Source organism: Streptomyces sp. NPDC005898 (genome assembly GCF_040629635.1).
Classification (GTDB): domain Bacteria; phylum Actinomycetota; class Actinomycetes; order Streptomycetales; family Streptomycetaceae; genus Streptomyces.
The window spans coordinates 125,527-147,782 of record NZ_JBEXWC010000017.1 but is presented as its reverse complement, the minus strand read 5'-3'; the positions used below and the strand labels follow the sequence as shown (position 1 = coordinate 147,782).

The 22,256-nt window shown below is 69.7% G+C and carries 21 protein-coding genes, 1 rRNA gene and 1 riboswitch; of the genes, 15 read left to right on the top strand and 7 right to left on the bottom strand.

Annotated features, from left to right (window positions below; translation table 11 throughout):
* The 11 genes from rrf to ABZ385_RS22840 form a co-directional block, all read left to right on the top strand.
* A 5S ribosomal RNA gene (gene rrf, locus ABZ385_RS22890) occupies positions 1-94 on the top strand; the annotation flags it as partial.
* Between the two features lie 157 nt (positions 95-251).
* Positions 252-860 carry a CDP-alcohol phosphatidyltransferase family protein gene (locus ABZ385_RS22885; protein WP_358580540.1) on the top strand — a complete coding sequence of 203 codons (609 nt, stop codon included), beginning with the start codon at positions 252-254 and terminating at the stop codon, positions 858-860.
* A 112-nt stretch (positions 861-972) separates the two neighbouring features.
* On the top strand, positions 973-3,468 hold the full coding sequence (locus ABZ385_RS22880) for a mannose-1-phosphate guanyltransferase (RefSeq protein WP_358696172.1): 2,496 nt from the start codon (positions 973-975) through the stop codon (positions 3,466-3,468).
* A gap of 88 nt (positions 3,469-3,556) precedes the next feature.
* Complete coding sequence (locus ABZ385_RS22875) at positions 3,557-4,456, top strand: DUF881 domain-containing protein (protein WP_358580545.1); 900 nt, start codon at positions 3,557-3,559, stop codon at positions 4,454-4,456.
* Entirely contained in the window at positions 4,453-4,785 is a 333-nt protein-coding gene (locus tag ABZ385_RS22870) for a small basic family protein (RefSeq protein WP_030794354.1), read from the top strand. The genes ABZ385_RS22875 and ABZ385_RS22870 overlap by 4 nt, the downstream gene beginning before the upstream one ends.
* 5 nt (positions 4,786-4,790) lie before the next feature.
* A complete protein-coding gene (locus tag ABZ385_RS22865) occupies positions 4,791-5,618 on the top strand; it encodes a DUF881 domain-containing protein (protein ID WP_358696197.1) in 828 nt (275 codons plus the stop codon).
* A 61-nt stretch (positions 5,619-5,679) separates the two neighbouring features.
* Positions 5,680-6,669, top strand: coding sequence for an FHA domain-containing protein (locus tag ABZ385_RS22860; RefSeq protein ID WP_358912912.1), 990 nt, complete (start codon positions 5,680-5,682; stop codon positions 6,667-6,669).
* Positions 6,670-6,715: 46 nt separating this feature from the next.
* Positions 6,716-7,459 (top strand): MerR family transcriptional regulator, encoded by a 744-nt coding sequence (locus ABZ385_RS22855; RefSeq protein ID WP_358912910.1) that lies wholly within the window; start codon positions 6,716-6,718, stop codon positions 7,457-7,459.
* A gap of 96 nt (positions 7,460-7,555) precedes the next feature.
* Positions 7,556-8,029 carry a bifunctional nuclease family protein gene (locus tag ABZ385_RS22850; protein WP_030794342.1) on the top strand — a complete coding sequence of 158 codons (474 nt, stop codon included), beginning with the start codon at positions 7,556-7,558 and terminating at the stop codon, positions 8,027-8,029.
* A gap of 169 nt (positions 8,030-8,198) precedes the next feature.
* A complete protein-coding gene (locus tag ABZ385_RS22845; protein ID WP_358580552.1) occupies positions 8,199-8,810 on the top strand; it encodes a MerR family transcriptional regulator in 612 nt (203 codons plus the stop codon).
* A 45-nt stretch (positions 8,811-8,855) separates the two neighbouring features.
* Positions 8,856-10,319, top strand: a complete 1,464-nt coding sequence (locus tag ABZ385_RS22840) for a DNA polymerase IV (protein ID WP_358912908.1) — start codon at positions 8,856-8,858, stop codon at positions 10,317-10,319.
* An 11-nt stretch (positions 10,320-10,330) separates the two neighbouring features.
* Here the strand turns inward: ABZ385_RS22840 and ABZ385_RS22835 are convergent, their stop codons facing one another.
* Positions 10,331-10,708 (bottom strand): PRC-barrel domain-containing protein, encoded by a 378-nt coding sequence (locus ABZ385_RS22835; protein WP_358696176.1) that lies wholly within the window; start codon positions 10,706-10,708, stop codon positions 10,331-10,333.
* Between the two features lie 143 nt (positions 10,709-10,851).
* Positions 10,852-10,951, top strand: a riboswitch (glycine riboswitch).
* Positions 10,952-11,147: 196 nt separating this feature from the next.
* Here ABZ385_RS22835 and gcvP point away from each other — a divergent pair.
* Entirely contained in the window at positions 11,148-14,036 is a 2,889-nt protein-coding gene (gene gcvP, locus ABZ385_RS22830; RefSeq protein WP_358912906.1) for an aminomethyl-transferring glycine dehydrogenase, read from the top strand.
* A 101-nt stretch (positions 14,037-14,137) separates the two neighbouring features.
* Here gcvP and ABZ385_RS22825 read toward each other — a convergent pair whose 3' ends face one another.
* A complete protein-coding gene (locus ABZ385_RS22825) occupies positions 14,138-14,344 on the bottom strand; it encodes a DUF5999 family protein (protein WP_358580562.1) in 207 nt (68 codons plus the stop codon).
* A 318-nt stretch (positions 14,345-14,662) separates the two neighbouring features.
* Positions 14,663-15,256 carry a hypothetical protein gene (locus ABZ385_RS22820; RefSeq protein ID WP_358696179.1) on the bottom strand — a complete coding sequence of 198 codons (594 nt, stop codon included), beginning with the start codon at positions 15,254-15,256 and terminating at the stop codon, positions 14,663-14,665.
* Between the two features lie 483 nt (positions 15,257-15,739).
* On the opposite strand from ABZ385_RS22820, the gene ABZ385_RS22815 reads away from it, so the two are divergent.
* Positions 15,740-17,260, top strand: coding sequence for a glutamate--cysteine ligase (locus tag ABZ385_RS22815; protein ID WP_358696180.1), 1,521 nt, complete (start codon positions 15,740-15,742; stop codon positions 17,258-17,260).
* 238 nt (positions 17,261-17,498) lie between these two features.
* A complete protein-coding gene (locus ABZ385_RS22810) occupies positions 17,499-18,281 on the top strand; it encodes a type II CAAX endopeptidase family protein (protein ID WP_358912904.1) in 783 nt (260 codons plus the stop codon).
* A 119-nt stretch (positions 18,282-18,400) separates the two neighbouring features.
* On the opposite strand, the gene ABZ385_RS22805 is transcribed toward ABZ385_RS22810, so the two are convergent.
* The 3 genes from ABZ385_RS22805 to ABZ385_RS22795 all read right to left on the bottom strand — a co-directional run bounded on the left by ABZ385_RS22805 (position 18,401) and on the right by ABZ385_RS22795 (position 20,534).
* Complete coding sequence (locus ABZ385_RS22805) at positions 18,401-19,231, bottom strand: PhzF family phenazine biosynthesis protein (protein ID WP_358580571.1); 831 nt, start codon at positions 19,229-19,231, stop codon at positions 18,401-18,403.
* A gap of 204 nt (positions 19,232-19,435) precedes the next feature.
* Positions 19,436-19,825, bottom strand: coding sequence for a VOC family protein (locus ABZ385_RS22800; RefSeq protein WP_358580574.1), 390 nt, complete (start codon positions 19,823-19,825; stop codon positions 19,436-19,438).
* 214 nt (positions 19,826-20,039) lie between these two features.
* The gene (locus ABZ385_RS22795; protein ID WP_358912902.1) at positions 20,040-20,534 is read right to left on the bottom strand and encodes a GNAT family N-acetyltransferase; all 495 of its coding nucleotides are present in this window, start codon (positions 20,532-20,534) and stop codon (positions 20,040-20,042) included.
* A gap of 124 nt (positions 20,535-20,658) precedes the next feature.
* On the opposite strand from ABZ385_RS22795, the gene ABZ385_RS22790 reads away from it, so the two are divergent.
* Positions 20,659-21,354 (top strand): PadR family transcriptional regulator, encoded by a 696-nt coding sequence (locus tag ABZ385_RS22790; protein WP_358912900.1) that lies wholly within the window; start codon positions 20,659-20,661, stop codon positions 21,352-21,354.
* Between the two features lie 115 nt (positions 21,355-21,469).
* On the opposite strand, the gene ABZ385_RS22785 is transcribed toward ABZ385_RS22790, so the two are convergent.
* Complete coding sequence (locus tag ABZ385_RS22785; protein WP_358912898.1) at positions 21,470-21,898, bottom strand: SRPBCC family protein; 429 nt, start codon at positions 21,896-21,898, stop codon at positions 21,470-21,472.
* Positions 21,899-22,256: the final 358 nt, after the last annotated feature.

Genomic DNA, 22,256 nt, shown 5'->3' with positions numbered 1-22,256 from the left:
AACGCCCGGTTACATTCCGAACCCGGAAGCTAAGCCTCACAGCGCCGATGGTACTGCAGGGGGGACCCTGTGGGAGAGTAGGACGCCGCCGAACTCCTTTTAATAGCCGTGGTTCCTGGATTCAATTCCAGGAACCACGGCTTTTTTGTTTTTCGGCCACGGTGGTACCGCCACCCCTCCGCGCCCTCGTACCGCCGCTGAGGGTAAGGTCAGGGAGCATCATTGGCTCTTTTCCCCCAGGAGGCCCCCGGGTGGAGGTCCAGGAGACGCGCGTCCAGACGGACCGCGTCCTCACCATCCCGAACATCCTCAGCATGGCGCGCCTCGCCGGCGTGCCCCTCTTCCTGTGGTTGATCCTCAGGCCGGAGTTCGGGGGGCCCAACAGCGACGGGTGGGCCCTGCTGGTGCTGGCGCTCAGCGGCGTCAGCGACTACCTCGACGGGAAGCTCGCACGCCGCTGGAACCAGATCAGCAAGCTGGGCAGGCTGCTCGATCCCGCCGCGGACCGGCTCTACATCCTCTCGACGCTCGCCGGCCTCACGTGGCGCGAGATTCTCCCCCTGTGGATCACCGCGGTGCTCCTGCTGCGTGAACTGGTCCTGCTGGTGATGGTCTGGATCCTGCGACGTCACGGCTATCCGCCGCCGCAGGTGAACTTCCTGGGCAAGGCCGCCACCTTCAACCTGATGTACGCCTTTCCACTACTGCTCCTGAGCGATGGAAGCGGCTGGCTCGCTACTCTCGCTGCTATTTTCGGATGGGCGTTCGCTGGATGGGGTACAACGCTGTATTGGTGGGCAGGGATCCTGTATGTGGTTCAGGTCCGCCGACTTGTCAAGGTGGACAACATGGCCGATTGAGCCTGCCGATTCGGTGGCTGTAGTGGCGCCGTCGACCCGTACCTGACAAATGCGGGCCCTACCCGGTGGGCTGAGTCGGCCAGGTCGTCGTCTTAGGGAGGACTTTTCCGACATGAAGGCCGTCGTAATGGCCGGCGGCGAGGGCACCCGCCTTCGCCCCATGACCTCAAGCATGCCCAAGCCGCTCCTGCCCGTGGCCAACAGGCCGATCATGGAGCATGTGCTGCGCCTGCTCAAGAGGCATGGTCTGACCGAGACCGTAGTAACAGTGCAGTTCTTGGCTTCGCTCGTCAAGAACTACTTCGGCGACGGCGAAGAGCTCGGGATGGAGCTCACCTATGCCAACGAGGAGAAGCCGCTCGGCACAGCCGGCAGCGTGAAGAACGCCGAGGAAGCGCTGAAGGACGACGCGTTCCTCGTGATCTCCGGTGACGCGCTGACCGACTTCGACCTCACCGACCTGATCAACTTCCACAAGGAAAAGGGCGCGCTCGTCACCGTCTGTCTGACGCGTGTACCCAACCCCCTGGAATTCGGCATCACCATCGTCGACGAGGAGGGCAAGGTCGAGCGCTTCCTCGAGAAGCCGACCTGGGGCCAGGTGTTCTCCGACACGGTGAACACGGGCATCTACGTGATGGAGCCCGAGGTCTTCGACTACGTCGACCCCGATGTGCCGGTCGACTGGTCCGGCGACGTCTTCCCGCAGCTCATGAAGGAAGGCAAGCCCATCTACGGCTACGTCGCCGAGGGCTACTGGGAAGACGTCGGCACCCACGAGAGCTACGGCAAGGCGCAGGCCGACGTCCTGGAGGGCAAGGTCGACGTCGAGCTCGACGGCTTCGAGATCTCGCCCGGCGTCTGGGTAGCCGAGGGCGCCGAGGTGCACCCGGACGCCGTGCTGCGCGGGCCGCTGTACATCGGGGACTACGCCAAGGTCGAGGCCAACGCCGAGATCCGCGAGCACACCGTGATCGGCTCCAACGTCGTGGTCAAGGAGGGCGCCTTCCTGCACCGCGCCGTCGTCCACGACAACGTCTACATCGGGCAGCACAGCAATCTGCGCGGCTGCGTCATCGGAAAGAACACCGACATCATGCGGGCCGCCCGCATCGAGGACGGCGCGGTCATCGGCGACGAGTGCCTCGTGGGTGAAGAATCGATCATCCAGGGCAACGTCCGGGTGTATCCCTTCAAGACGATCGAGGCGGGCGCGTTCGTCAACACCTCCGTCATCTGGGAGTCCCGGGGCCAGGCACACCTGTTCGGCGCCCGAGGGGTGTCCGGCATCCTGAACGTCGAGATCACCCCCGAGCTGGCCGTGCGCCTCGCGGGTGCGTACGCGACGACCCTGAAGAAGGGCTCGACCGTCACCACCGCGCGTGACCACTCACGTGGCGCCCGGGCGCTCAAGCGGGCCGTGATCTCGGCGCTGCAGGCCAGCGCCATCGACGTACGCGACCTGGAGAACGTGCCGCTGCCCGTGGCGCGGCAGCAGACCGCCCGGGGCAGCGCCGGCGGCATCATGATCCGCACCACGACCGGAGTCCCGGACTCCGTCGACATCATGTTCTTCGACGGGCAGGGCGCCGACCTCTCCCAGGCGAGCCAGCGGAAGCTGGACCGGGTGTACGCACGTCAGGAGTACCGCCGGGCCTTCCCCGGTGAGATCGGCGACCTGCACTTCCCGTCCAGCGTCTTCGACTCGTACACCGGGTCGCTGCTGCGCAACGTCGACACCACGGGGATCGCCGAGTCGGGCCTGAAGGTCGTCGTCGACGCCTCCAACGGAAGCGCCGGGCTCGTGCTGCCCAGCCTTCTCGGGAAGCTCGGGGTGGACGCGCTGACGATCAACCCGGGTCTCGACGAGTCGCGGCCCACGGAGAGCGCCGACACGCGCCGAGCCGGTCTCATGCGACTCGGCGAGATCGTCGCGTCGGCGCGGGCCGCCTTCGGTGTGCGCTTCGACCCGGTCGGCGAGCGGCTGTCCCTGGTGGACGAGAAGGGCCGGATCGTCGAGGACGACCGGGCCCTGCTGGTCATGCTCGACCTGGTGGCCGCCGAGCGGCGCAGCGGGCGGGTCGCGCTGCCCGTGACCACGACCCGCATCGCGGAACAGGTCGCCGCCTACCACGGCACCCAGGTCGACTGGACGACCACGTCGCCGGACGACCTCACGCGCGTCGGGCGCGGTGAGTCGACGATCTTCGGCGGGGACGGCCGCGGCGGGTTCATCGTGCCGGAGTTCAGCGGTGTGTTCGACGGGACGGCCGCCTTCGTGCGTCTCATCGGGCTCGTGGCGCGCACCCAGCTCACCCTGAGCCAGATCGACGCGCGCATCCCGCGTGCCCATGTGCTGAAGCGCGATCTGGCGACGCCGTGGGCCGTCAAGGGGCTCGTGATGCGCAGTGTGGTGGAGGCGGCCGGCGACCGGTCCGTGGACACCACCGACGGCGTGCGGGTCGTGGAGGCCGACGGGCGCTGGGTGCTGGTGCTGCCGGACCCGGCCGAGGCCGTCACCCATCTGTGGGCCGAGGGCCCCGACGACGCGTCCGCCCAGGCCCTGCTCGACGAGTGGGCCACGGTGGTGGACAGCGCCGGCCGCTGACCGCGTCGGCCTGCCGGACGGTACCGCAACAGGTGCCGCCCGGCACGCCGGTGGGGCCATTCGGAGGTAGCGCCCGCGACGTGCGACGATGTGCGGCATGCCGCAGCAGCCCCCCGTTCGGAGCACCCCCTTCCGCCCCAGGCGTCCGGACGCGTCCATGTCGCTGCTCACCACCGTCATGGACCACAGCCTGGACGAGGGGTACGCGGAGGCCGCGGCCAGAAGAGAAGCCCAGGGCAACAGCGGTGTCCCTCGGCCCCTGCGGGCCAAACTGGGTCTCGCCGCGGGGCTGGTGCTCGCCGCGCTGGTCGTCACCGTCGGCGCCGCGCAGGCGCGTATAGCGGCTCCGGTGCTCGCCAAGGAGCGCGAGGAACTCATCGACCGCGTCGAGGACGCGACGGCCGGCGCCGACACGCTCGAGGACGACGTGGACGAACTCCGCGACGACGTGGGCGAGCGGCAGCGGGCCGCGCTGAAGAAGCACGGCGGCAGCCAGGGCGAGTTGGTCGGTCTCCTCTCCGGTGCCACGAAGGTGACCGGACCCGGCGTGAAACTCGTGGTGAACGACAAGAAGCAGGCCGACCAGGGCGGTGGCGGCCCCCGGGAGAGCGCCGGGTTCTCCGACACCGGGCGGGTGCGCGACCGCGACATGCAGCGCGTCGTCAACGGCCTGTGGGAGTCCGGCGCCGAAGCGATCTCGATCAATGACCAGCGGCTCACCGCCCTGTCGGCCGTCCGGGCCGCGGGGGACGCGATACTGGTCGACAACAGGCCGCTTGTGCCGCCGTATACGGTGCTCGCGGTGGGTCCCGGGCAACGCTTGAGCACCCGGTTCCAGAACAGCCGCGACGGTCAGTACCTGCATGCTCTGCAGGAGAACTTCGGCATCCGGACCAGTATTTCGGTGTCGGACGAGCTCCGGCTGCCGGCAGCGCCGAGTGTGACCGTACGTACAGCACAGCCGAAGGCAGGAAAGGGCACATCGTGATCGCCGTACTGGGCCTCGTCGTGGGAGTCGTGGCCGGATTGCTGGTTCGGCCCGAGGTTCCGGCGGTGGTCGAGCCGTACCTTCCGATCGCCGTGGTCGCGGCTCTGGACGCCGTCTTCGGCGGGTTGCGCGCGATGCTCGACGGCATCTTCGACGACAAGGTCTTCGTGGTGTCGTTCCTGTCCAACGTGGTGGTGGCGGCACTGATCGTGTTCCTGGGCGACAAGTTGGGCGTCGGCGCGCAGCTGTCCACGGGTGTCGTCGTCGTCCTCGGCATCCGGATCTTCTCCAACGCCGCCGCCATCCGCCGGCACATCTTCAGGGCGTGACGCCGATGAGTGCCGACGAGACACCCTCGTACGACCGCCGCAAGGAACTGCCCCCCGAGGTCCCGGCGGAACCCGGGCCCGCCGCCGAGCCGGTCCGGCGGGAGCAGCCGCCCACCGGCCGTCAGCGGCTGGCGAAGGGCCTGTGGCCGCCCCGGGTGACCCGCCCCCAACTCATCGTCGCCCTGCTCCTGTTCGTGCTGGGCCTCGGCCTGGCCATCCAGGTGCGTTCGAACAACGACAGCAGCGCGCTGCGCGGGGCGCGGCAGGAAGATCTCGTACGCATCCTCGATGAACTGGATGACCGCACTCAGCGTCTGGAAGAGGAGAAGCGGCGTCTCGAGGAGCAGCGGACCGGGCTGGAGAACAGCTCGGACCAGGCGGAAGAGGCCCGCAAGCAGACAGCCGAGCGGGAGAGGCAACTCGGCATTCTGGCGGGCACGGTGGCGGCCCAGGGGCCCGGCATCACGCTTGCCGTCGAGGACAAGAAGGGGGCGATCGAGGCGGACATGCTTCTCGACGCCATTCAGGAGCTGCGCGCCGCGGGCGCGGAGGCGATCCAGATCAATGACGTGCGCGTGGTGGCCAGCACGCATCTGTCGGACGCCGGCCGCGGCGGCGTGCGTGTGGACGGCCGCAAGGTCGGCAAGCCGTACCTCTTCAAGGTGATCGGCAAGCCCCAGGATCTGGAACCTGCGCTGAACATCCCGGGCGGCGTGGTGCAGACTCTGGAGAAGGAGCAGGCCACGGTCACCGTGACACGCTCGGAGAAGATCGTCGTGAGTGCCTTGCGACCCGCGAAGCGGCCTGACTACGCTCGGTCGTCCTCCCCGTGAGCGGCGGGAGCATGAGGGCCGCGGGTCAAGGGCATGAGGTTGCGGGGGGTCGGCGCACCAGATGTGTGGTGCGTGGTGGAAACTGTTTGGTGGATACGGACGTTGTGAGGATGTCTGGTTCACCGATGGATGTCGGTGTGTGCAATCAGGGTTCGTCCTGCCCCACGGGCGGGTCTGTTTCGGTCAAGGGGAATCGCCCGTGAAGTTGTTTGCGAAGTTGTTCGGCAAGAGCGCACGTGAGGACAGCGGCAATCCCGCCACTGCCCGGCACCGTGCCCCGCGTCATGGGGACGCGGAGGGACAGGGGGCCGAGCGCCCCATGTTCCGGGACCAGGTGGCTGGTCCAGGGGGTGACAATCCGGGCGGACAGGGCGCGTCGTCCGTTGACCCCGCCGGTCCCGGCCGCATAGGTTTCGGAGAACCGTCGACCTCGAGTTCGGGTGGAGGGTTCGCCTCCGGCCCGCACGGATCGAACGCCGCCGCGGGGCAGCCGCGGCAGGAGGACCCGTCCATGGCCCTGGTGTGTACGAGGTGCGGCAACCGCAACGCCGAGGCGAGCCGGTTCTGCTCCAACTGCGGTGCGCCGCTGCGAGCCGGTGCGGCTCCGGAGCGTGCGTCCGAGACGACGTCGACGATCTCCATTTCCGGTCTCGAGGCCTACGACGCCGAGGTGACGGGGCAGACGCCGTCGCCGGCGCTCTCCCCGGAGGCGCAGGCCGCCGTAGACGCCCTGCCGCTCGGCTCGGCGCTCCTGGTGGTGCGCCGCGGGCCGAACTCGGGCAGTCGTTTCCTGCTCGACGGCGAACTGACCACGGCGGGCCGTCACCCGCAGAGCGACATCTTCCTCGACGACGTGACAGTGTCGCGTCGCCACGTGGAGTTCCGTCGCCTTCAGGACGGTTCCTTCACCGTCGCCGACGTGGGCAGTCTCAACGGCACGTACGTCAACCGGGAGCGCATCGATTCCGTGGCGCTGTCGAACGGCGACGAGGTGCAGATCGGTAAGTACCGGCTGGTCTTCTACGCCAGCCAGCGGAGCGTCGGCATCTGACCCACCCCCCGGGCCTCGTCCGGGGGCCACCCCCCATGGAAGGTCCATGCTTCACACACCGAGTGGTGGTGCCGGCACCGGCACCACCGTCGCGGACCGTCGGCTGATGAGCATCGGCACCGTGCTGAACGTGCTGCGCGACGAGTTCCCCGAGGTCACGATCTCCAAGATCCGCTTCTTGGAGTCCGAGGGCCTCATCGAGCCGCAGCGCACGCCGTCCGGCTATCGCAAGTTCAGCCCGGAAGACGTCGAGCGGCTCGGGCATGTGCTGAGGATGCAGCGGGACCACTATCTGCCGCTGAAGGTCATCCGCGAGCACCTCGAGGCACTGGAGCGCGGCGAGAGGGCCCCGCTGCCCTCTCTGGGCCGTCAGCGGGGCGCGGAAGGCGCCGGGGGCCCGGACGAGGCCGAGAGGCCGACAGCGGCCCGTGTGGGCCGTGCCGAGCTGCTGGCCGTCGCCGAGGTGGACGAGCGGCAGCTCGACGAGTGGGAGACGTACGGCTTGGTCGTCCGCCTGGCGGACGGCGGGTACGACGCGGAGGCCGTCACGATCGCCTCGCTCGTCGTGGAACTGGGCAGGTTCGGCATCGAGCCACGCCATCTGCGGGCCATGAAGGCCGCCGCGGACCGGGAGGCCGGGCTCGTCGACCAGGTCGTCGCACCGCTGCGGCGGCACCGCAATCCCCAGACCAGGGCCCATGCGGAGGCCCGTACCAAAGAGCTGGCGAGCCTCACGGGAAAGCTGCATTCGGCTCTTGTGCAGAGCGCTCTCGGCGTCAGACTGCCCTGAAATACGGGCCCGCACGCGGCGGGCGGACCGTCCCCGGCCGGTACTCGACGGCTGCCCGACTACCCAAACCTGCCGGCCACGTCCTAGGGTTGCTGTGTGAACGAGCTCGACGTCGTAGGTGTCCGGGTCGAAATGCCCTCCAACCAGCCGATCGTGCTCCTGCGTGAAGTGGGAGGCGACCGGTACCTCCCCATCTGGATCGGACCAGGTGAGGCAACCGCCATCGCCTTCGCGCAGCAGGGCATGGCACCCGCACGACCGCTGACGCACGACCTGTTCAAGGACGTGCTGGAGGCGGTGGGCCAGGAGCTCTCCGAAGTGCGCATCACCGACCTGCGCGAAGGGGTCTTCTACGCCGAGCTGGTCTTCGCCAGCGGCGTGGAGGTCAGTGCGCGGCCGTCCGATGCCATAGCGCTCGCACTGCGCACCGGCACGCCCATCTACGGGAGCGACGGCGTCCTGGACGACGCCGGCATCGCGATCCCGGACGAGCAGGAGGACGAGGTGGAGAAGTTCCGCGAGTTCCTCGACCAGATCTCGCCCGAGGACTTCGGCACCAACAGCCAGTGAGCCGCTCTCAGCGGCTCGCTTCGGCCCATTCGGCTAGCCTTTCCCCGCGGCGGGGCACGCGAAACCACTCTCAGGGTGATTATCACTCGGCGTGGCGAGTGTGGCGATCGTTGACGAGCCCCTGGTGACTGCCTACCGTCGAGAAGGCAGGTCAAGGACGGAGGTCGGCGTGAGAAGCAGCGGCGACGGTACGGCGGTGGACGGTCCGTACCCGTTTCACAGCGCGGCCGATCACTCTCCGAAACCGATGGCGGTCCAGGGGAGCGGGGACGCGACGTTCGAGAATTCCGAGCAGATCGGGTATCGCGGTCCGACCGCGTGCGCGGCCGCGGGCATCACTTACCGCCAGCTCGACTACTGGGCCCGGACGGGCCTGGTCGAGCCCAGTGTGCGCGCCGCCGGGGGGTCCGGTACCCAACGGCTCTACAGCTTCCGGGACGTCGTCGTCCTGAAGGTGGTCAAGCGGTTCCTCGACACCGGGGTATCGCTGCAGAACATCCGTACGACGGTGCAGCATCTGCGGGAGCGTGGCTTCCGTGATCTGGAGCGGATGACGCTGATGAGCGATGGGGCGACGGTGTACGAGTGCACGTCGCCCGGCGAGGTCCACGAGCTGCTCCAGGGCGGCCAGGGCATCTTCGGGATCGCCGTGGGCGTCGTGTGGCGCGACGTCGAGGCCGCGCTGTCCCAGCTGCACGGCGAACGGATCGACACGGGGGAGACGCTCGTCGGGCACAACCCCGCCGACGAACTGGCCCGACGGCGCAACCGGGCGGTCTGAGCCCGCGACGGGGGATTGTCAGTGGCGTAGGGCAGCATCGGAGTTGTGAGAAGCGCGCCGACGATTCTGCATCTGGACATGGATGCCTTCTACGCGTCCGCCGAGCAGGCCGCGAAGCCGAGTCTGCGCGGGAAGGCCGTCGTGGTCGGCGGGCTCGGGCCGCGCGGTGTGGTGGCCACCGCTTCCTACGAGGCGCGGCGTTTCGGTGTGCACTCGGCGATGCCGATGGGGCAGGCGCGCCGGCTGGCGCCGAACGCCGCCTATCTCGTGCCGCGCTTCGGGCTGTACCGGGAGATCAGCGAGCAGGTGATGGGGCTGCTGCGCGAGCTGTCGCCGCTGGTGGAGCCGCTCAGCCTGGATGAGGCCTTCGTGGACCTGGAGGCGGGTGGCGTCGCCGATGACGAGCGCTCGGCCCGGGCGGTGGGCGAGCGGCTGCGGGCGGACATCAGAGCGGTGACCGGCCTGACCGGCTCGGTGGGCCTCGCCGCGTCCAAGATGCTGGCGAAGATCGCCTCCGAGGAGGCCAAGCCGGACGGCCTGGTGCTGATAGCCCCGGGCACGGAGCGGGCGCTGCTGGGGCCGATGTCGGTGCGTACGCTGCCCGGCGTGGGGCCTGCCACCGGAGACCACCTGCGGCGGGCCGGGATCACCACGGTCGAGGAGATCGCGGAGGCGGGAGAGGACGAGCTGGTGCGGCTGCTCGGCAAGTCGCACGGCGTCTCGCTGTACGCCATGGCCCTGGCGCGCGACGAGCGGCCCGTGGTCGCCGAGCGGGACACCAAGTCGGTCAGTGTCGAGGACACGTACGACGTGGACATCCACGACCGAGTGCGGGTCAGGGGAGAAGTGGCCCGGCTGGCCGACCGGTGCGTGCAGAGGCTGCGGGCGGCGGGGCACTCGGGGCGGACCATCGTGCTGAAGGTGCGGCGCTTCGACTTCTCGACGCTGACCCGGTCCGAGACGCTGCGGGGACCCACCGACGACCCCGCAGTGGTGCGGGAGGCCGCGGCGCGGCTGCTCGAGTCCGTGGACACCACGGGCGGGGTGCGGTTGCTCGGGGTAGGGGTCACGGGGCTCGCGGACTACACGCAGGAGGACCTCTTCGCCCAGGCGCAGGCGCAGGCGCAGGTCCAGGCGCAGGCCGCGGAGGCGGAGGTCTCGGCGGTGGAGGGTCCGGAGGGTGCTCCGCCGACGGGGGCGGCGGGGGAGGCGGTGCCGAGGGCTCCGCTTGGCCTAAAGGCCGACAGTGCGGACGCGCAGGAGTCGCCGGTGCCCGCCGAGCGGCGGTGGGCGGCCGGGCACGACGTGCGGCACGCCGAGTACGGCTACGGGTGGGTCCAGGGCAGCGGGCTCGGCCGGGTGACCGTACGTTTCGAGACACCCGGGTCGGCGCCGGGGCGGGTGCGGACGTTCCGGACAGATGATCCGAAATTGTGCCCTGCGGAGCCTTTGCCGCTGGTCGGAGCGGGCTCCTGCGGGGAGGAGGTGGAAGCGGCGGAGGCGGGGTGAGGCTCGGTGCCTCAGGTGGGGTCGGAGCCCGCGATGTGCCCGAAGTCGTGGTCGGGGGGTGGCGGGTGGGGGAGCGTGGTGTCCAGGCCGTAGTGGTGGTAGAGCTGGAGCTCCTGCGCGGGGGAGAGATGGCGGCCCACGCCGAAGTCCGGGGCGTCCTTGATCAGGTCGCGGTCGAAGGGGATGCGCAGGGTGCCGTCGTCGACCAGCTCGCTCGGCTCCAGGGGGACGAAGGCGTCGCGGCTGAAGAGGCCCGTGCGTATGGCCGCCCACTCCGGTTCGCCGGTGGCGTCGTCGAGATAGATCTCGTCGATCGTGCCGATCTTGGCCCCGTTGCGGTCGAACGCCTTGCGGCCGATCAGATTCCGCGGATCGATGTCGGTCTGCACGGGCCCTCCAGCTGTCGCGGGGTCTGGGATGTGGGCATAACTCATCTTTGTCCGCTCGTACTCACTACGAAAGAGCACTTCGGGGCGGGCGGCCACTCGAGGGAACGCCTGTGACCCTCGCTGGTAGGCTGACGAATGGCTGCTGACCCCGTGCGGGAGAGCTCTCCGGGTCACGATCGCCGGAGGCGCCGAAGGAGCAAATCCTCCCCGGAATCTCTCAGGCACCTGTACCGCACGGACGAGGTCACTCTGGAAAGCAGGGCGGGCGTACGGGCGGGCACGTCCCACACCCTTCCTCACCGACGGTGAAAGCCGGGACGGTGCCTTCACGGGCGCGCCCCCGGTGAAGCTCTCAGGTTGAGATGACAGAGGGGGAGGCCGTCCGGGTACCCGCGCCGTGGTACCCCTCGTAGGTCGCGCAGACCAGGAGGCCTCCGCAATGACTGCCACCAATCGCATCCCCCTCTCCGAGCTCGAACAGGGCATCCCCTTCGAGCAGCGGCACATAGGGCCCGATGCGGAAGCGCGGGCGAAGATGCTCGCCCAGGTCGGATACGGCTCGCTCGACGAGCTGACGGCCGCCGCGGTGCCGGATGTGATCAAGAACGCCGAGGCGCTGAAGCTTCCCGGTGCCCGCACCGAGGCCGAGGTCCTCGCCGAGCTGCGCTCCCTCGCGGACCGCAACCAGGTGCTCGACTCGATGATCGGGCTCGGGTACTACGGCACCTTCACGCCGCCGGTGATCCTGCGGAACGTGATGGAGAACCCCGCCTGGTACACCGCGTACACGCCGTACCAGCCGGAGATCTCCCAGGGCCGGCTGGAGGCGCTGCTGAACTTCCAGACCATGGTCGCCGAGCTGACCGGCCTGCCCACCTCCGGGGCCTCGCTGCTCGACGAGGGCACGGCCGCCGCCGAGGCCATGGCCCTGTCCCGGCGCATGGGCAAGGTCAAGGACGGCGTCTTCCTCGTCGACGCCGACACCCTGCCGCAGACCATCGCCGTCATCCAGACGCGTGCCGAGCCCACCGGCGTCGAGATCGTCGTCACGGATCTGCGCACCGGCATCCCGGCCGAGGTCGCCGAGCGCGGTGTCGTCGGCGTACTGGTGCAGTACCCGGGCGCCTCCGGTGTCGTACGCGACATCAAGCCGCTGATCGACGAGGCGCACGAGCTGGGTGCCGTCGTCACCGTCGCCGCCGACCTGCTCGCCCTGACGCTGCTCACCTCGCCCGGTGAGCTGGGCGCGGACATCGCGGTCGGCACGACGCAGCGCTTCGGTGTGCCGATGGGATTCGGCGGCCCGCACGCCGGTTACATGGCGGTGCGCGAGAAGTTCGCCCGCAGCCTGCCCGGGCGGCTCGTCGGCGTCTCCGTCGACGCCGACGGCAACAAGGCGTACCGGCTGGCGCTGCAGACCCGTGAGCAGCACATCCGCCGCGAGAAGGCCACCAGCAACATCTGTACCGCTCAGGTGCTGCTCGCGGTGATGGCCGGAATGTACGCGGTCTACCACGGCCCGGACGGGCTGAAGTCCATCGCGCGGCGCACCCACCGCTACGCGACACTGCTCGCCGCCGGCCTCAAGGAGGGCGGGGTCGAGGTCGTCCACGGCGCGTACTTCGACACGCTGACCGTGCGCGTGCCCGGCCAGGCCGAGCACTTCGTCACCGCCGCCCGTGAGAGCGGCGTCAACATCCACCGCGTCGACGCCGACCACGTCTCGCTCGCCTGCGACGAGACCACCACCCGCCAGCAACTGGCCGCGGTCTGGAGCGCCTTCGGCGTCGAGGCCGACGTCGACGCGCTGGACGCCACCGTCTCGGACACGCTCCCCCAGGGCCTGCTCCGCACCGACGAGTACCTCGCGCACCCGGTCTTCCACCAGTACCGCTCCGAGACCTCGATGCTGCGCTACCTGCGCAAGCTGGCCGACCGCGACTACGCGCTCGACCGCGGCATGATCCCGCTGGGCTCCTGCACCATGAAGCTCAACGCGACCACCGAGATGGAGCCGGTCACCTGGCCCGAGTTCGGGCAGCTGCACCCGTTCGCGCCCGCCCAGCAGGCGCAGGGCTACCTCACGCTCATCCGTGAGCTGGAGGAGCGCCTCGCCGAGGTGACCGGGTACGACAAGGTCTCGCTCCAGCCCAACGCCGGGTCGCAGGGCGAGCTGGCGGGCCTGCTGGCCGTCCGCGGCTACCACCGGGCCAACGGCGACGACCAGCGCACCGTCTGCCTCATCCCGTCCTCCGCGCACGGCACGAACGCGGCGAGCGCCGTGATGGCCGGCATGAAGGTCGTCGTCGTGAAGACCGCCGACGACGGTGAGATCGACGCCGACGACCTGCGTGCGAAGATCGCCAAGCACCGCGACGAGCTGGCCGTGCTCATGATCACGTACCCCTCGACGCACGGTGTGTTCGAGGAGCACGTCGCCGACATCTGCGCGGAGGTGCACGAGGCCGGCGGTCAGGTGTACGTCGACGGCGCGAACCTCAACGCGCTGGTGGGTCTCGCCAAGCCGGGGCACTTCGGCGGCGACGTCTCGCACCTGAACCTGCACAAGACCTTCTGCATCCCGCACGGCGGCGGCGGTCCCGGGGTCGGCCCGGTCGGTGTGCGCGAGCACCTCGCGCCGTACCTGCCGAACCACCCCCTGCAGCCCGCCGCGGGCCCGAAGACCGGTGTCGGCCCGATCTCCGCCGCGCCGTGGGGCTCCGCCGGAATCCTGCCGATCTCCTGGTCGTACGTGCGTCTCATGGGCGGCGAGGGGCTCAAGCGCGCCACCCAGGTCGCGGTGCTCTCCGCGAACTACATCGCCAAGCGCCTGGAGCCGCACTACCCGGTGCTCTACACGGGCCCCGCCGGGCTCGTCGCGCACGAGTGCATCATCGACCTGCGGCCGATCAGCAAGGCGACAGGCGTCAGTGTCGACGACATCGCCAAGCGGCTCATCGACTACGGCTTCCACGCCCCGACCATGTCGTTCCCGGTCGCGGGGACGTTGATGATCGAGCCGACGGAGAGCGAGGACCTCGCCGAGATCGACCGGTTCTGCGACGCGATGATCGCCATTCGCCGGGAGATCGAGAAGGTGGGTTCCGGCGAGTGGGCCGCCGACGACAACCCGCTGCGGAACGCGCCGCACACCGCGGCCGCGCTCGGCGGTGACTGGGAGCACGGTTACAGCCGTGCGGAGGCCGTCTTCCCGGCCGGTGTCGTCGCGTCCGACAAGTACTGGCCGCCGGTCCGCCGGATCGACCAGGCGTACGGCGACCGGAACCTCGTCTGCTCCTGCCCGCCGCTGGATGCTTACGAGGACTGATGACGGGGCCCGGGTCACGGGCATGCGTCGGGGCCGGTGCGGAGAGTCTCTCCGGGCCGGCCCCTCGGTCTTTCGGTGTGCTGTACGTGCCGTGTGCGGTGTCAGGCGGCCGTCATGATCCGGTCGGTGCCCAGCGGTCGGTGCGGGGCGATGATCTGGCCGTCCGGCAGCAGCTCACCGGTGTCCTCGAAGAGCAGGACGCCGTTGCACAGCAGGCTCCAGCCCTGTTCCGGGTGGCTCGCCATGAGGAGCGCGGCTTCCCGGTCGGCGGAGTCGGCTGTCGGGCACGGTGGTTGGTGCTGGCACATGGAAGGGTTCTTTCGCTGCGGTGAGATGGCTGTGACGTCGGTCCTGTGGCTCGATGCGGTATGCATGACCGCCCCCCCCGTTGTAGTCGGTCCGATCCCAGTGTTGCCCTCCGGGCGTCAATCCGCAGGGATTTTGCTGCAGCGGTTCTTACTGATTGATGACGTATCACCCGCCCGGCCGGTTCAGCCCAACTCCGGCTTCTCTTCGGGTGGTTCACCCATGGCCCGTCCGGGCTAGTCCACCTGGGTGGGGGCGGCGTCGTGCCCCGCGGCCGAGGGGGGGGCGGCGGGGCACGAGTGGGCGCGGGGGCGCGGGTGTCAGGCGGGCGAGCCCAGCAAAGGGGACGGGGTCGACGGGGTCAGCCGGTGGGCCAGGACGGGCAGCAACTCGGCGACGCGATGCGGGCGATGGGCGGCGATGCCGGGCGGGGCGGGGGCGAGGGGCACGAGCAGATCGGCGGCGTCGAGCGGGGCGTCGGTGCCCTCGTCCGTGCAGTCGCGGTGCAGCCAGAGGGTGAGCATGTAGAGCTCCGGCACGGAGAGCAGCCGGGGTTGGCAGGGCGTCGGCATGGTCTCGGCGTGCCGCAGGGCCCGTTCCGTGGAGGCGATGTAGGGGCCCTCGAAGAAGTGCGAGAAGGCCCAGCCGTCGGGGGTGAGCATGGTGTCCGCCGCGGCGAGGGCGCGCTCCCCGCCGCGGATCATGAAGCGCCAGCCGGTGAGGCGGGTGGGAGAGGTGCCATCGGCGGTGGCGCGGCCCAACACATGCAGGGGCAGCGGGAGTTCGGGGGCCACGGTTCCCTGGGCGGCACGCAGTGCCGGGGTGCGGGCTTCGCGTACGGCGGTGGGGGAACCGAGTGCCGCGAGAACGCTGCGCAGGGCTGGCGCGGGGGCCGGGAGGACATGCAGCGGCATGGTGGGTCGCCTCTCTCGTTCGACAGGCACAGCGGGGCGGGGGCAGGTGCGTGACGGCGCTGTCAGCTCTGGGTCAGAGGGGCGGGGGCCGGGGGACCGCGAGCGCCAACTCTCTGCCTAGATTGCGGAGTTTATACGAGACGTGTTCGAACCATGTTTCAGCTAGACGTACTCGATATTGCGGGCAAGGAGATATCCGGTCGCCCTCACGAGGAGTTCATCCCGATTTCATCGGGGCCCCACTTGTGTGACCTCGCATTTCGCCGGGGAAGCGGTCGGCCGATTCCCATCGGTCTTTTTGACCACACTCTCCGGAACGGAACCTGCGCTTTGCCGCATGCCGCGTGAATGTGCCTCGCGCCCACGCGTCGAGCGTACTGGTTCAACGGCCGGAAGGGGGCGTTATCGATCACATTGCCTGGGCATCATCCCCCGTACACAGCGGCCGGACCCTTGGCTGCCCATGCGAGGAGGGACGCTTCGATGGGGGAGAAGGTCGTGGCGGGCGCGTTCGACCTGTCCGATCGCCACCAGTACCGCGTCAAGCTCCGGGCGTGCCTGGCGGGGCTGGAGCGATTGTTGGAGGAGGAGCGCTTCGACCGGCCCAGGAATCTGATGGGCATGGAGATCGAGCTGAATCTAGCGGGGCCCGACGGTCTGCCGAGAATGTTGAATGCGCAGGTTCTCGAGCGTATCGCGAGCCGGGATTTCCAGACGGAACTCGGAATGTTCAATCTGGAAGTGAACATCGCCCCGCACCGGCTCGGCGGGCGCGTTCTCGACCGGCTCGCCGAAGAAGTGCGCACGGGACTCAACTACGCCCACAGGAAAGCGAACGAGCTGGGCGCCGGCATCGTCATGATCGGCATACTCCCGACGGTGAACCGAGCCGACATGGTCTCCGCGAACCTGTCCGACGTGGACCGCTACGCCCTGCTGAACGAGCAGATAGTGGCGGCGCGCGGGGAGAGTTTCGCCTTGGACATCGAGGGCGTGGAGCGGCTGACCTGCACCTCGGCCTCGATCGCGCCGGAGGCGGCCTGCACGTCCGTGCAACTGCATCTCCAGGTCACCCCGGGCCGGTTCGCCGATGTGTGGAACGCGGCGCAGGCCATCGCCGCGGCGCAGGTGGCCGTGGGCGCCAACGCGCCGTTCCTGTTCGGCCGCGAGCTGTGGCGCGAGTCGCGGCCCCCGCTGTTCCTGCAGTCCACCGACACGCGCCCGCCCGAGCTGCAGGCCCAAGGGGTCAGGCCGCGCACCTGGTTCGGGGAGCGGTGGATCAGCGGGCCCCTGGAACTCTTCGAGGAGAACCTCCGCTACTTCCCCGCTCTGCTGCCCCTGATGGACGTGGAGGACCCGCTGGGCGTCCTCGACGCGGGCGGAGTGCCGCAGCTCGGCGAACTCGTCCTGCACAACGGCACCGTCTACCGCTGGAACCGGCCGGTGTACGGCATCGCCGACGGCGTCCCGCATCTGCGCGTCGAGAACCGCGTGCTGCCCGCCGGGCCGACCGTCACCGACGTCATCGCCAATGTCGCGTTCTACTACGGGCTGGTGCGGGCGCTGGCCGAGGAGGCGCGGCCCGTGTGGACCCGGCTGCCCTTCGAGGCCGCCGCCCGGAACTTCGACGTGGCGTGCCGCCACGGCATCGACGCCCGGCTGCGGTGGCCCCGGCGCGGCCGACTCGGAGGGACCGTCGAGGTGCCTGCCGTCGATCTCGTACGCGACGAACTGCTGCCGCTCGCGGCCGCCGGGCTCGACGCGTGGGGGGTGGAGCCGGCTGACCGGGATCTGTACCTCGGGGTGATCGAGGAGCGGTGCCGGCGACGGGTCAACGGCGCGTCGTGGCAGGCGGCGACGTACCACCGCGCCCTGGAGGGCGGACTCACCAGGGAGGCCGCCCTGGCCGAGACCACGCGGCGCTACTGCCGGCTGATGCATGAGGGGGAGCCGGTGCATACGTGGCCCGTGGGGCTCCTCGGATCGGCGGGGCGGGCGGGCTGAGGGGGCGGTCCTGGTCCGCCGCAGCGACGTGTACTCCTTCGGTGGTTCCTGGCGGGACGATGCCGTATGCCTGAACGTCGGCGCTGATGGGGCTGTTGCCGGTGTGTCTCCCGTGACTGGTAGTGATGTCCTCCTGTCGTGCGGTCCTCGCGCCTCCTTCCGAGACCCTGGTGGGCGAGGATGGGCACGAGGCGGGATCACTCAATTGGAGGCGTAAGTGCACGTGGAGCCGGGGCCGATGGCCGGTTCTCTTTCAGCGGCCGGGCCGACGCGGCGGACCCTGCGGAACGAGACGCTGCTCGTCCTGGCCCTGTCGCTCGGGGCGAGTGGTGTGTCGGCCCTGATCAGCTTTGTCGGGTCGGTCACCAGGCCGGGTGGTCTGAAGGACCAGGCGGCCACGTTGAACGCGTCGGCGGCTCCGGGGCGGCCGTGGCTCGACCTCGCGTGGCAGTTGTTCGGGATCGCCAGCGCGTTGGTGCCGGTCGCGCTGGTCGCCCACTTCCTGCTGAGGGAGGGCGCGGGCTTCCGCACGATCGGGTTCGACCGGGCGCGGCCCTCGCCGGACCTGGGGCGGGGCACGGCGATCGCGGCGGTGATCGGCAGCACGGGGATCGCCTTCTACCTCGCGGCGCGTGGGCTCGGCTTTAACCTCACGGTGGTGCCGGAGGCGCTGCCGGACGTGTGGTGGAAGTACCCGGTCCTCGTGCTCTCCGCCGTGCAGAACGCGGTCCTGGAGGAAGTCATCGTGGTCGGCTACCTGCTGCGCAGGCTCGGGCAGTTGGGGTGGACGCCCATGGCCGCGCTGATCGGCAGTTCGGTGTTGCGCGGTTCGTACCATCTGTATCAGGGCGTCGGCGGGTTCCTCGGGAACGTGGTCATGGGCGTGGTCTTCGCCCTGCTCTACCGCCGGTGGGGGCGGGTCGGGCCGCTCGTCGTCGCCCATTCGCTGCTGGACATCGGGGCGTTCGTCGGTTACGCGCTGCTCGCGGGGAAGGTGGGGTGGCTGCCGACGCCTTCGTGAGGGGCGGCCCTACGGGGACACACGATTTCGTCGTACGTCCCCGTGAGGGCCATATGGGGATGCCGGGATCACCGGATGCTGGGGCCGCCGGTTGCCGGTGCCTCCGGTGGCCGGCGCCGTCAGGCGAAGAGCCGGCCCTCGATGACCGTGACCGCGCGGCCCGTCAGGAGGGTGCGGTCCCCGCGCAGCTCGGTGCGGACCAGGCCGGTGCGGGGCGAGGCCTGGAGGCCCGTCAGCTCGGCGCGGCCGAGGCGCTCGGACCAGAAGGGGGCGAGCGCCGTGTGCGCGCTGCCCGTCACCGGGTCCTCGTCGATGCCGACGCGCGGGAAGAAGCAACGCGAGATGAAATCGTAGCCACGGGACGGGTCCTCGGCGCGGGCCGTGGCGATGATGCCGCGTTCGGAGTGGCGTACGAGGGCCTTGTGGTCCGGGGTGAGCGCCCGGACCGTCTTCTCGTCGGCGAGCTCCACCAGCAGGTCGCCGATGTACGGGCCGGTGTCGAGCGCGGCGAGCGGTTCGGCGCCCAGCGCTTCGGCGACGCCGTCCGGGATGGCGGTCGCGGTGAGCGGGGCGGTCGGGAAGTCGAGGGTGAGGGAGCCGTCGTCGTGGGCCGTCGCCGTGAGGACGCCGCTGCGTGTCGCGAAGCGGACGGGGCCCGGCGTGTCACTGGTGGCGCCGGTGGTGTTCAGGACGTGGGCGGTGGCCAAAGTGGCATGGCCGCAGAGGTCGACTTCGGTGGTCGGCGTGAACCAGCGCAGCGCCCAGTCCGCTTCACCGCCCTCGGGGAGGCGGTGGGCGAAGGCGGTCTCGGCGTGGTTGACCTCCCTGGCCACGTGCTGCAGCCAGGTGTCGTCGGGGAAGGCGTCCAGGAGCAGGACCCCGGCCGGGTTGCCGGCGAAGGGGCGGTCGGTGAAGGCGTCGACGATGCGGAGCTGCTGGGAAGTCGGCATGGAACTGACGGTAGAGGGCCGTCGGGGAGGAGGGGTAAGGCCAATTGGGGGTGGGTGGACTGGATTGTTGGACTGGTTTGGTGGTGCGAGTCGGTGGGGTGGGGAGGCCGGACTGCGTTAATGGGCCAGTTGAGGCTGCGGCTGCGCCCGTGGTTGCTGCTGCGGCTGACCGGCCTATTGCGGGGCGAGGGGCCCGCCCATTCGTCAGGAGAGGTAGTGCACGCGTCCCTCGTCATCCATGTCGAGGGGCCCGTCGGGGATGACGCAGAACTCGTTGCCCTCGGGGTCGGCCATCACCAGGAACCCGCCGTCGTCGTACTCCTCCAGGCGGCGCCCGCCGAGCGCCTCGATCCGCTGTTGCTCGGCGGCCGGATCGGCGGAGGTGAGGTCGAAGTGCAGGCGGTTCTTGCCCGGCTTGGGCTGCTCGCCCTGCTGGAAGCCGATGCCGAGGCCGTGCTCGCGCCGCAGCCACACGTAGGGGCCGATGCGGCTCACGATCGGCCTGCCGAGCAGCTCGGACCAGAAGGCGGCGAGCCGCTCGGGGTCGGCGGCGTCGACGATGAGGGCGTGGATCTGCGGGGGTGAGTCCGTCATGCCTCGATCTTCTCAAGGGAGGGGCTTGGTGGGATGGGAAGCGGGATTGGTCCGGCTGGACCAAGCTTCAGCGTGAACCGACACGGGGTGCGGCCGCCGAGTCACCAGCCGGCGGCAAAGCTCGGCGCCGTCGGGGCGGCCAAGGGGGTGCGCGCATCGCGCCGTGAACATCGTGACGATCGGATTGGCTTGGGGCGAGGCTGGGCTGCGGGCCTCAGCTCTGGTCGAACGAGATCCAGACGTCGGGCGGCAGGTCCGGTCGGTGGCTCACTGGCCTGCGCTCCTCCGTCCACGCGTCACCAGCGACCTCCCTGGCGACGCGTCGCCAGAAGTGGACTGCTCCTGCGTTGGCGTCCTGAAAGGCGATCTCCCAGGGGCCCGGGTGTCTGGCCATCACCTGCGGCACAGCGCGCAGGCCGATCCCCGCCCTGCGGGCCCCGCGAACGACGAAGAAGCTGTTCAGCACGCGCTTCGGGCCGGTCAGGCCCCGGACGAAGGCAAGGCCCGCTGGGCGTGCGTCAAGTGTCAAGAGGTATGCCGCCCAGTCGGGGTCGGTGAGCACGACATGGGGCCGCTCGGCGTGGAACGTCCCGTCGGCATCGGGAAGGGCCTCGTCGAACTCCGACATGTCGTGGCGGAACATCAGCCATAGCCGCTGCACCAAGGGGCGGTCAGTGGTATCTACCAAGCGCACGGCCACCTCTGGCATCGGACTCCTCCGTGGGGGCGACGTCGGGGCGGGTCCACTGTCGCAGATCTGCAGCGGGCAGCGGGCAAGGGCTTGTCGGCGTAAGTGTTCCGATATATCGTTGACGCATCGCGATAGTGGTGCGATGGAACTAGACGTGGGAAGAGGAGTGATCGCTGTGCGTTCGCATGGTTTTGAGCATGGGCGCGAGCACGGACACCGGCATGGTCGTCGTGGTGGGCCCGGTGGGGGTCAGGGGCGAGAGGGCTTCCGGAGTGGGGGGTTCGACGGGTTCGAGGGGCGGCGTGGGGCGTTCGGGCCGTTCGGGCCTGGCTTCGGGGGGCCCGGGGGGCCCGGCGGACCCTGGGGTGGTCGCGGTGGGCGGGGCGGTCCGCGGGGCAGGGCGCGGCGCGGGGATGTGCGCGCGTCGATCCTGGCCCTGCTGCGGGACCGCCCCATGCACGGCTACGAGATGATCCAGGAGATCGCCGAGCGCAGCGGCGGGGCGTGGAAGCCCAGTCCCGGTTCGGTGTACCCGACGCTGCAGCTCCTGGAGGACGAGGGTCTGATCGTCAGCGCGAGTGAGGGCGGCAAGAAGCTCTTCTCGCTCACCGAAGCCGGGCGTGCGGCGGCCGACGAAGGGCCCGACGCGCCCTGGGAAGAGGCCGGGCGCGGCGTCGACTGGGACACCCTGAACGAGATCAGGCAGGCCGGCTTCGGCCTGATGGAAGCGTTCGGCCAGGTCTGGAAGACCGGCAGCAAGGAGCAGCGCGACAAGGCGGTCTCCGTCATCAACGACGCCCGCAAGAAGCTGTACTTGATCCTCGCCGATGAGGATTGAGGACTAGCGGGGTGCGGGATGCGGGGTGCGGGTGGCGGTGAGGGTCTCGCGGGGCGGGGCCTCGCCCCCTGTATCCCCGTAGCCGTCGCCTCCCGCGGAGTCTTCGGGGCGTGGGTCAGGAGACCAAGGCGCTCAGTTTGCGCAGTGATTCGTTGAGCGCGGCCGTCGCCGAGTCCTTCAGTTTGCCCGCCATCAAGGAGACCGCCGCGCCGACGAACTCGCCGTCGATGCGGACCAGTGTCCCGGTGCCGTCGGGCGTGAGGGTGTAGCGGGTGGTGACGTGGACACCCATGGGGCCCTTTCCGGCGATGGCCAGGGTGTGGGCCGGTGCCAGTTCCTCGATCGTCCATTCGACCTCGGCGGGGAAGCCCATCAGCTTCATGTTCTCCGTGAAGGTGCCGCCCTCCTCCAGCGTGGCCGGTGCGCCCTTGGGGAAGTTGGTGTGGGTGACGTTCCATGCGCCGTATGAAGAGAGGTCGGTGAGCTGGGCCCAGACCCTCTCGACGGGCGCCTCCATCCGTGCTTCCGCGCTGACTTCGGCCATGTGGACACCCCTTGGCGTCGGGCGCTGCGACAGCCGCAGCTGCGGTGTCGCGGAACGTAACCCCGAGGGCTTGAACATTCAATACTGATGAACCGTCAGGACTGGCCCGCCCGGTCGTGCCGGCCTTCGTGTCTCTCGTGGGGCGCGGGGCGGGGTGGGGTACTGTTCTGGTGCCCTGTGACGGACGCAGGCGACGTGTTGTGGAGGTGAGACCCATTACCGCAGTAGCAGGTCGGGCGCTCCCTTCTCGCGACCGCGCGGTTCACCCGGCATAGGTGATCCGAGGGAGTCCCATCGGGATCCCGGAAGGTTTTCTTCACATGTCGGTTTCTTCTTTCTCCGCGTTCGGTTCGTCTCC

Excerpts from the sequence above, each read along its gene's own strand:
- ABZ385_RS22815 (WP_358696180.1), top strand. The coding sequence starts at position 15,740 with ATGGGGGAGAAGGTCGTGGCGGGCGCGTTCGACCTGTCCGATCGCCAC.
- ABZ385_RS22810 (WP_358912904.1), top strand. The coding sequence starts at position 17,499 with ATGGCCGGTTCTCTTTCAGCGGCCGGGCCGACGCGGCGGACCCTGCGG.
- ABZ385_RS22860 (WP_358912912.1), top strand. The coding sequence starts at position 5,680 with ATGTGTGGTGCGTGGTGGAAACTGTTTGGTGGATACGGACGTTGTGAG.
- ABZ385_RS22875 (WP_358580545.1), top strand. The coding sequence starts at position 3,557 with ATGTGCGGCATGCCGCAGCAGCCCCCCGTTCGGAGCACCCCCTTCCGC.
- ABZ385_RS22785 (WP_358912898.1), bottom strand. The coding sequence starts at position 21,898 with ATGGCCGAAGTCAGCGCGGAAGCACGGATGGAGGCGCCCGTCGAGAGG.
- ABZ385_RS22820 (WP_358696179.1), bottom strand. The coding sequence starts at position 15,256 with ATGCCGCTGCATGTCCTCCCGGCCCCCGCGCCAGCCCTGCGCAGCGTT.
- ABZ385_RS22790 (WP_358912900.1), top strand. The coding sequence starts at position 20,659 with ATGGAACTAGACGTGGGAAGAGGAGTGATCGCTGTGCGTTCGCATGGT.
- ABZ385_RS22805 (WP_358580571.1), bottom strand. The coding sequence starts at position 19,231 with ATGCCGACTTCCCAGCAGCTCCGCATCGTCGACGCCTTCACCGACCGC.
- ABZ385_RS22795 (WP_358912902.1), bottom strand. The coding sequence starts at position 20,534 with ATGCCAGAGGTGGCCGTGCGCTTGGTAGATACCACTGACCGCCCCTTG.
- ABZ385_RS22880 (WP_358696172.1), top strand. The coding sequence starts at position 973 with ATGAAGGCCGTCGTAATGGCCGGCGGCGAGGGCACCCGCCTTCGCCCC.
- ABZ385_RS22825 (WP_358580562.1), bottom strand. The coding sequence starts at position 14,344 with ATGTGCCAGCACCAACCACCGTGCCCGACAGCCGACTCCGCCGACCGG.
- ABZ385_RS22800 (WP_358580574.1), bottom strand. The coding sequence starts at position 19,825 with ATGACGGACTCACCCCCGCAGATCCACGCCCTCATCGTCGACGCCGCC.
- ABZ385_RS22865 (WP_358696197.1), top strand. The coding sequence starts at position 4,791 with ATGAGTGCCGACGAGACACCCTCGTACGACCGCCGCAAGGAACTGCCC.
- ABZ385_RS22855 (WP_358912910.1), top strand. The coding sequence starts at position 6,716 with ATGCTTCACACACCGAGTGGTGGTGCCGGCACCGGCACCACCGTCGCG.
- gcvP (WP_358912906.1), top strand. The coding sequence starts at position 11,148 with ATGACTGCCACCAATCGCATCCCCCTCTCCGAGCTCGAACAGGGCATC.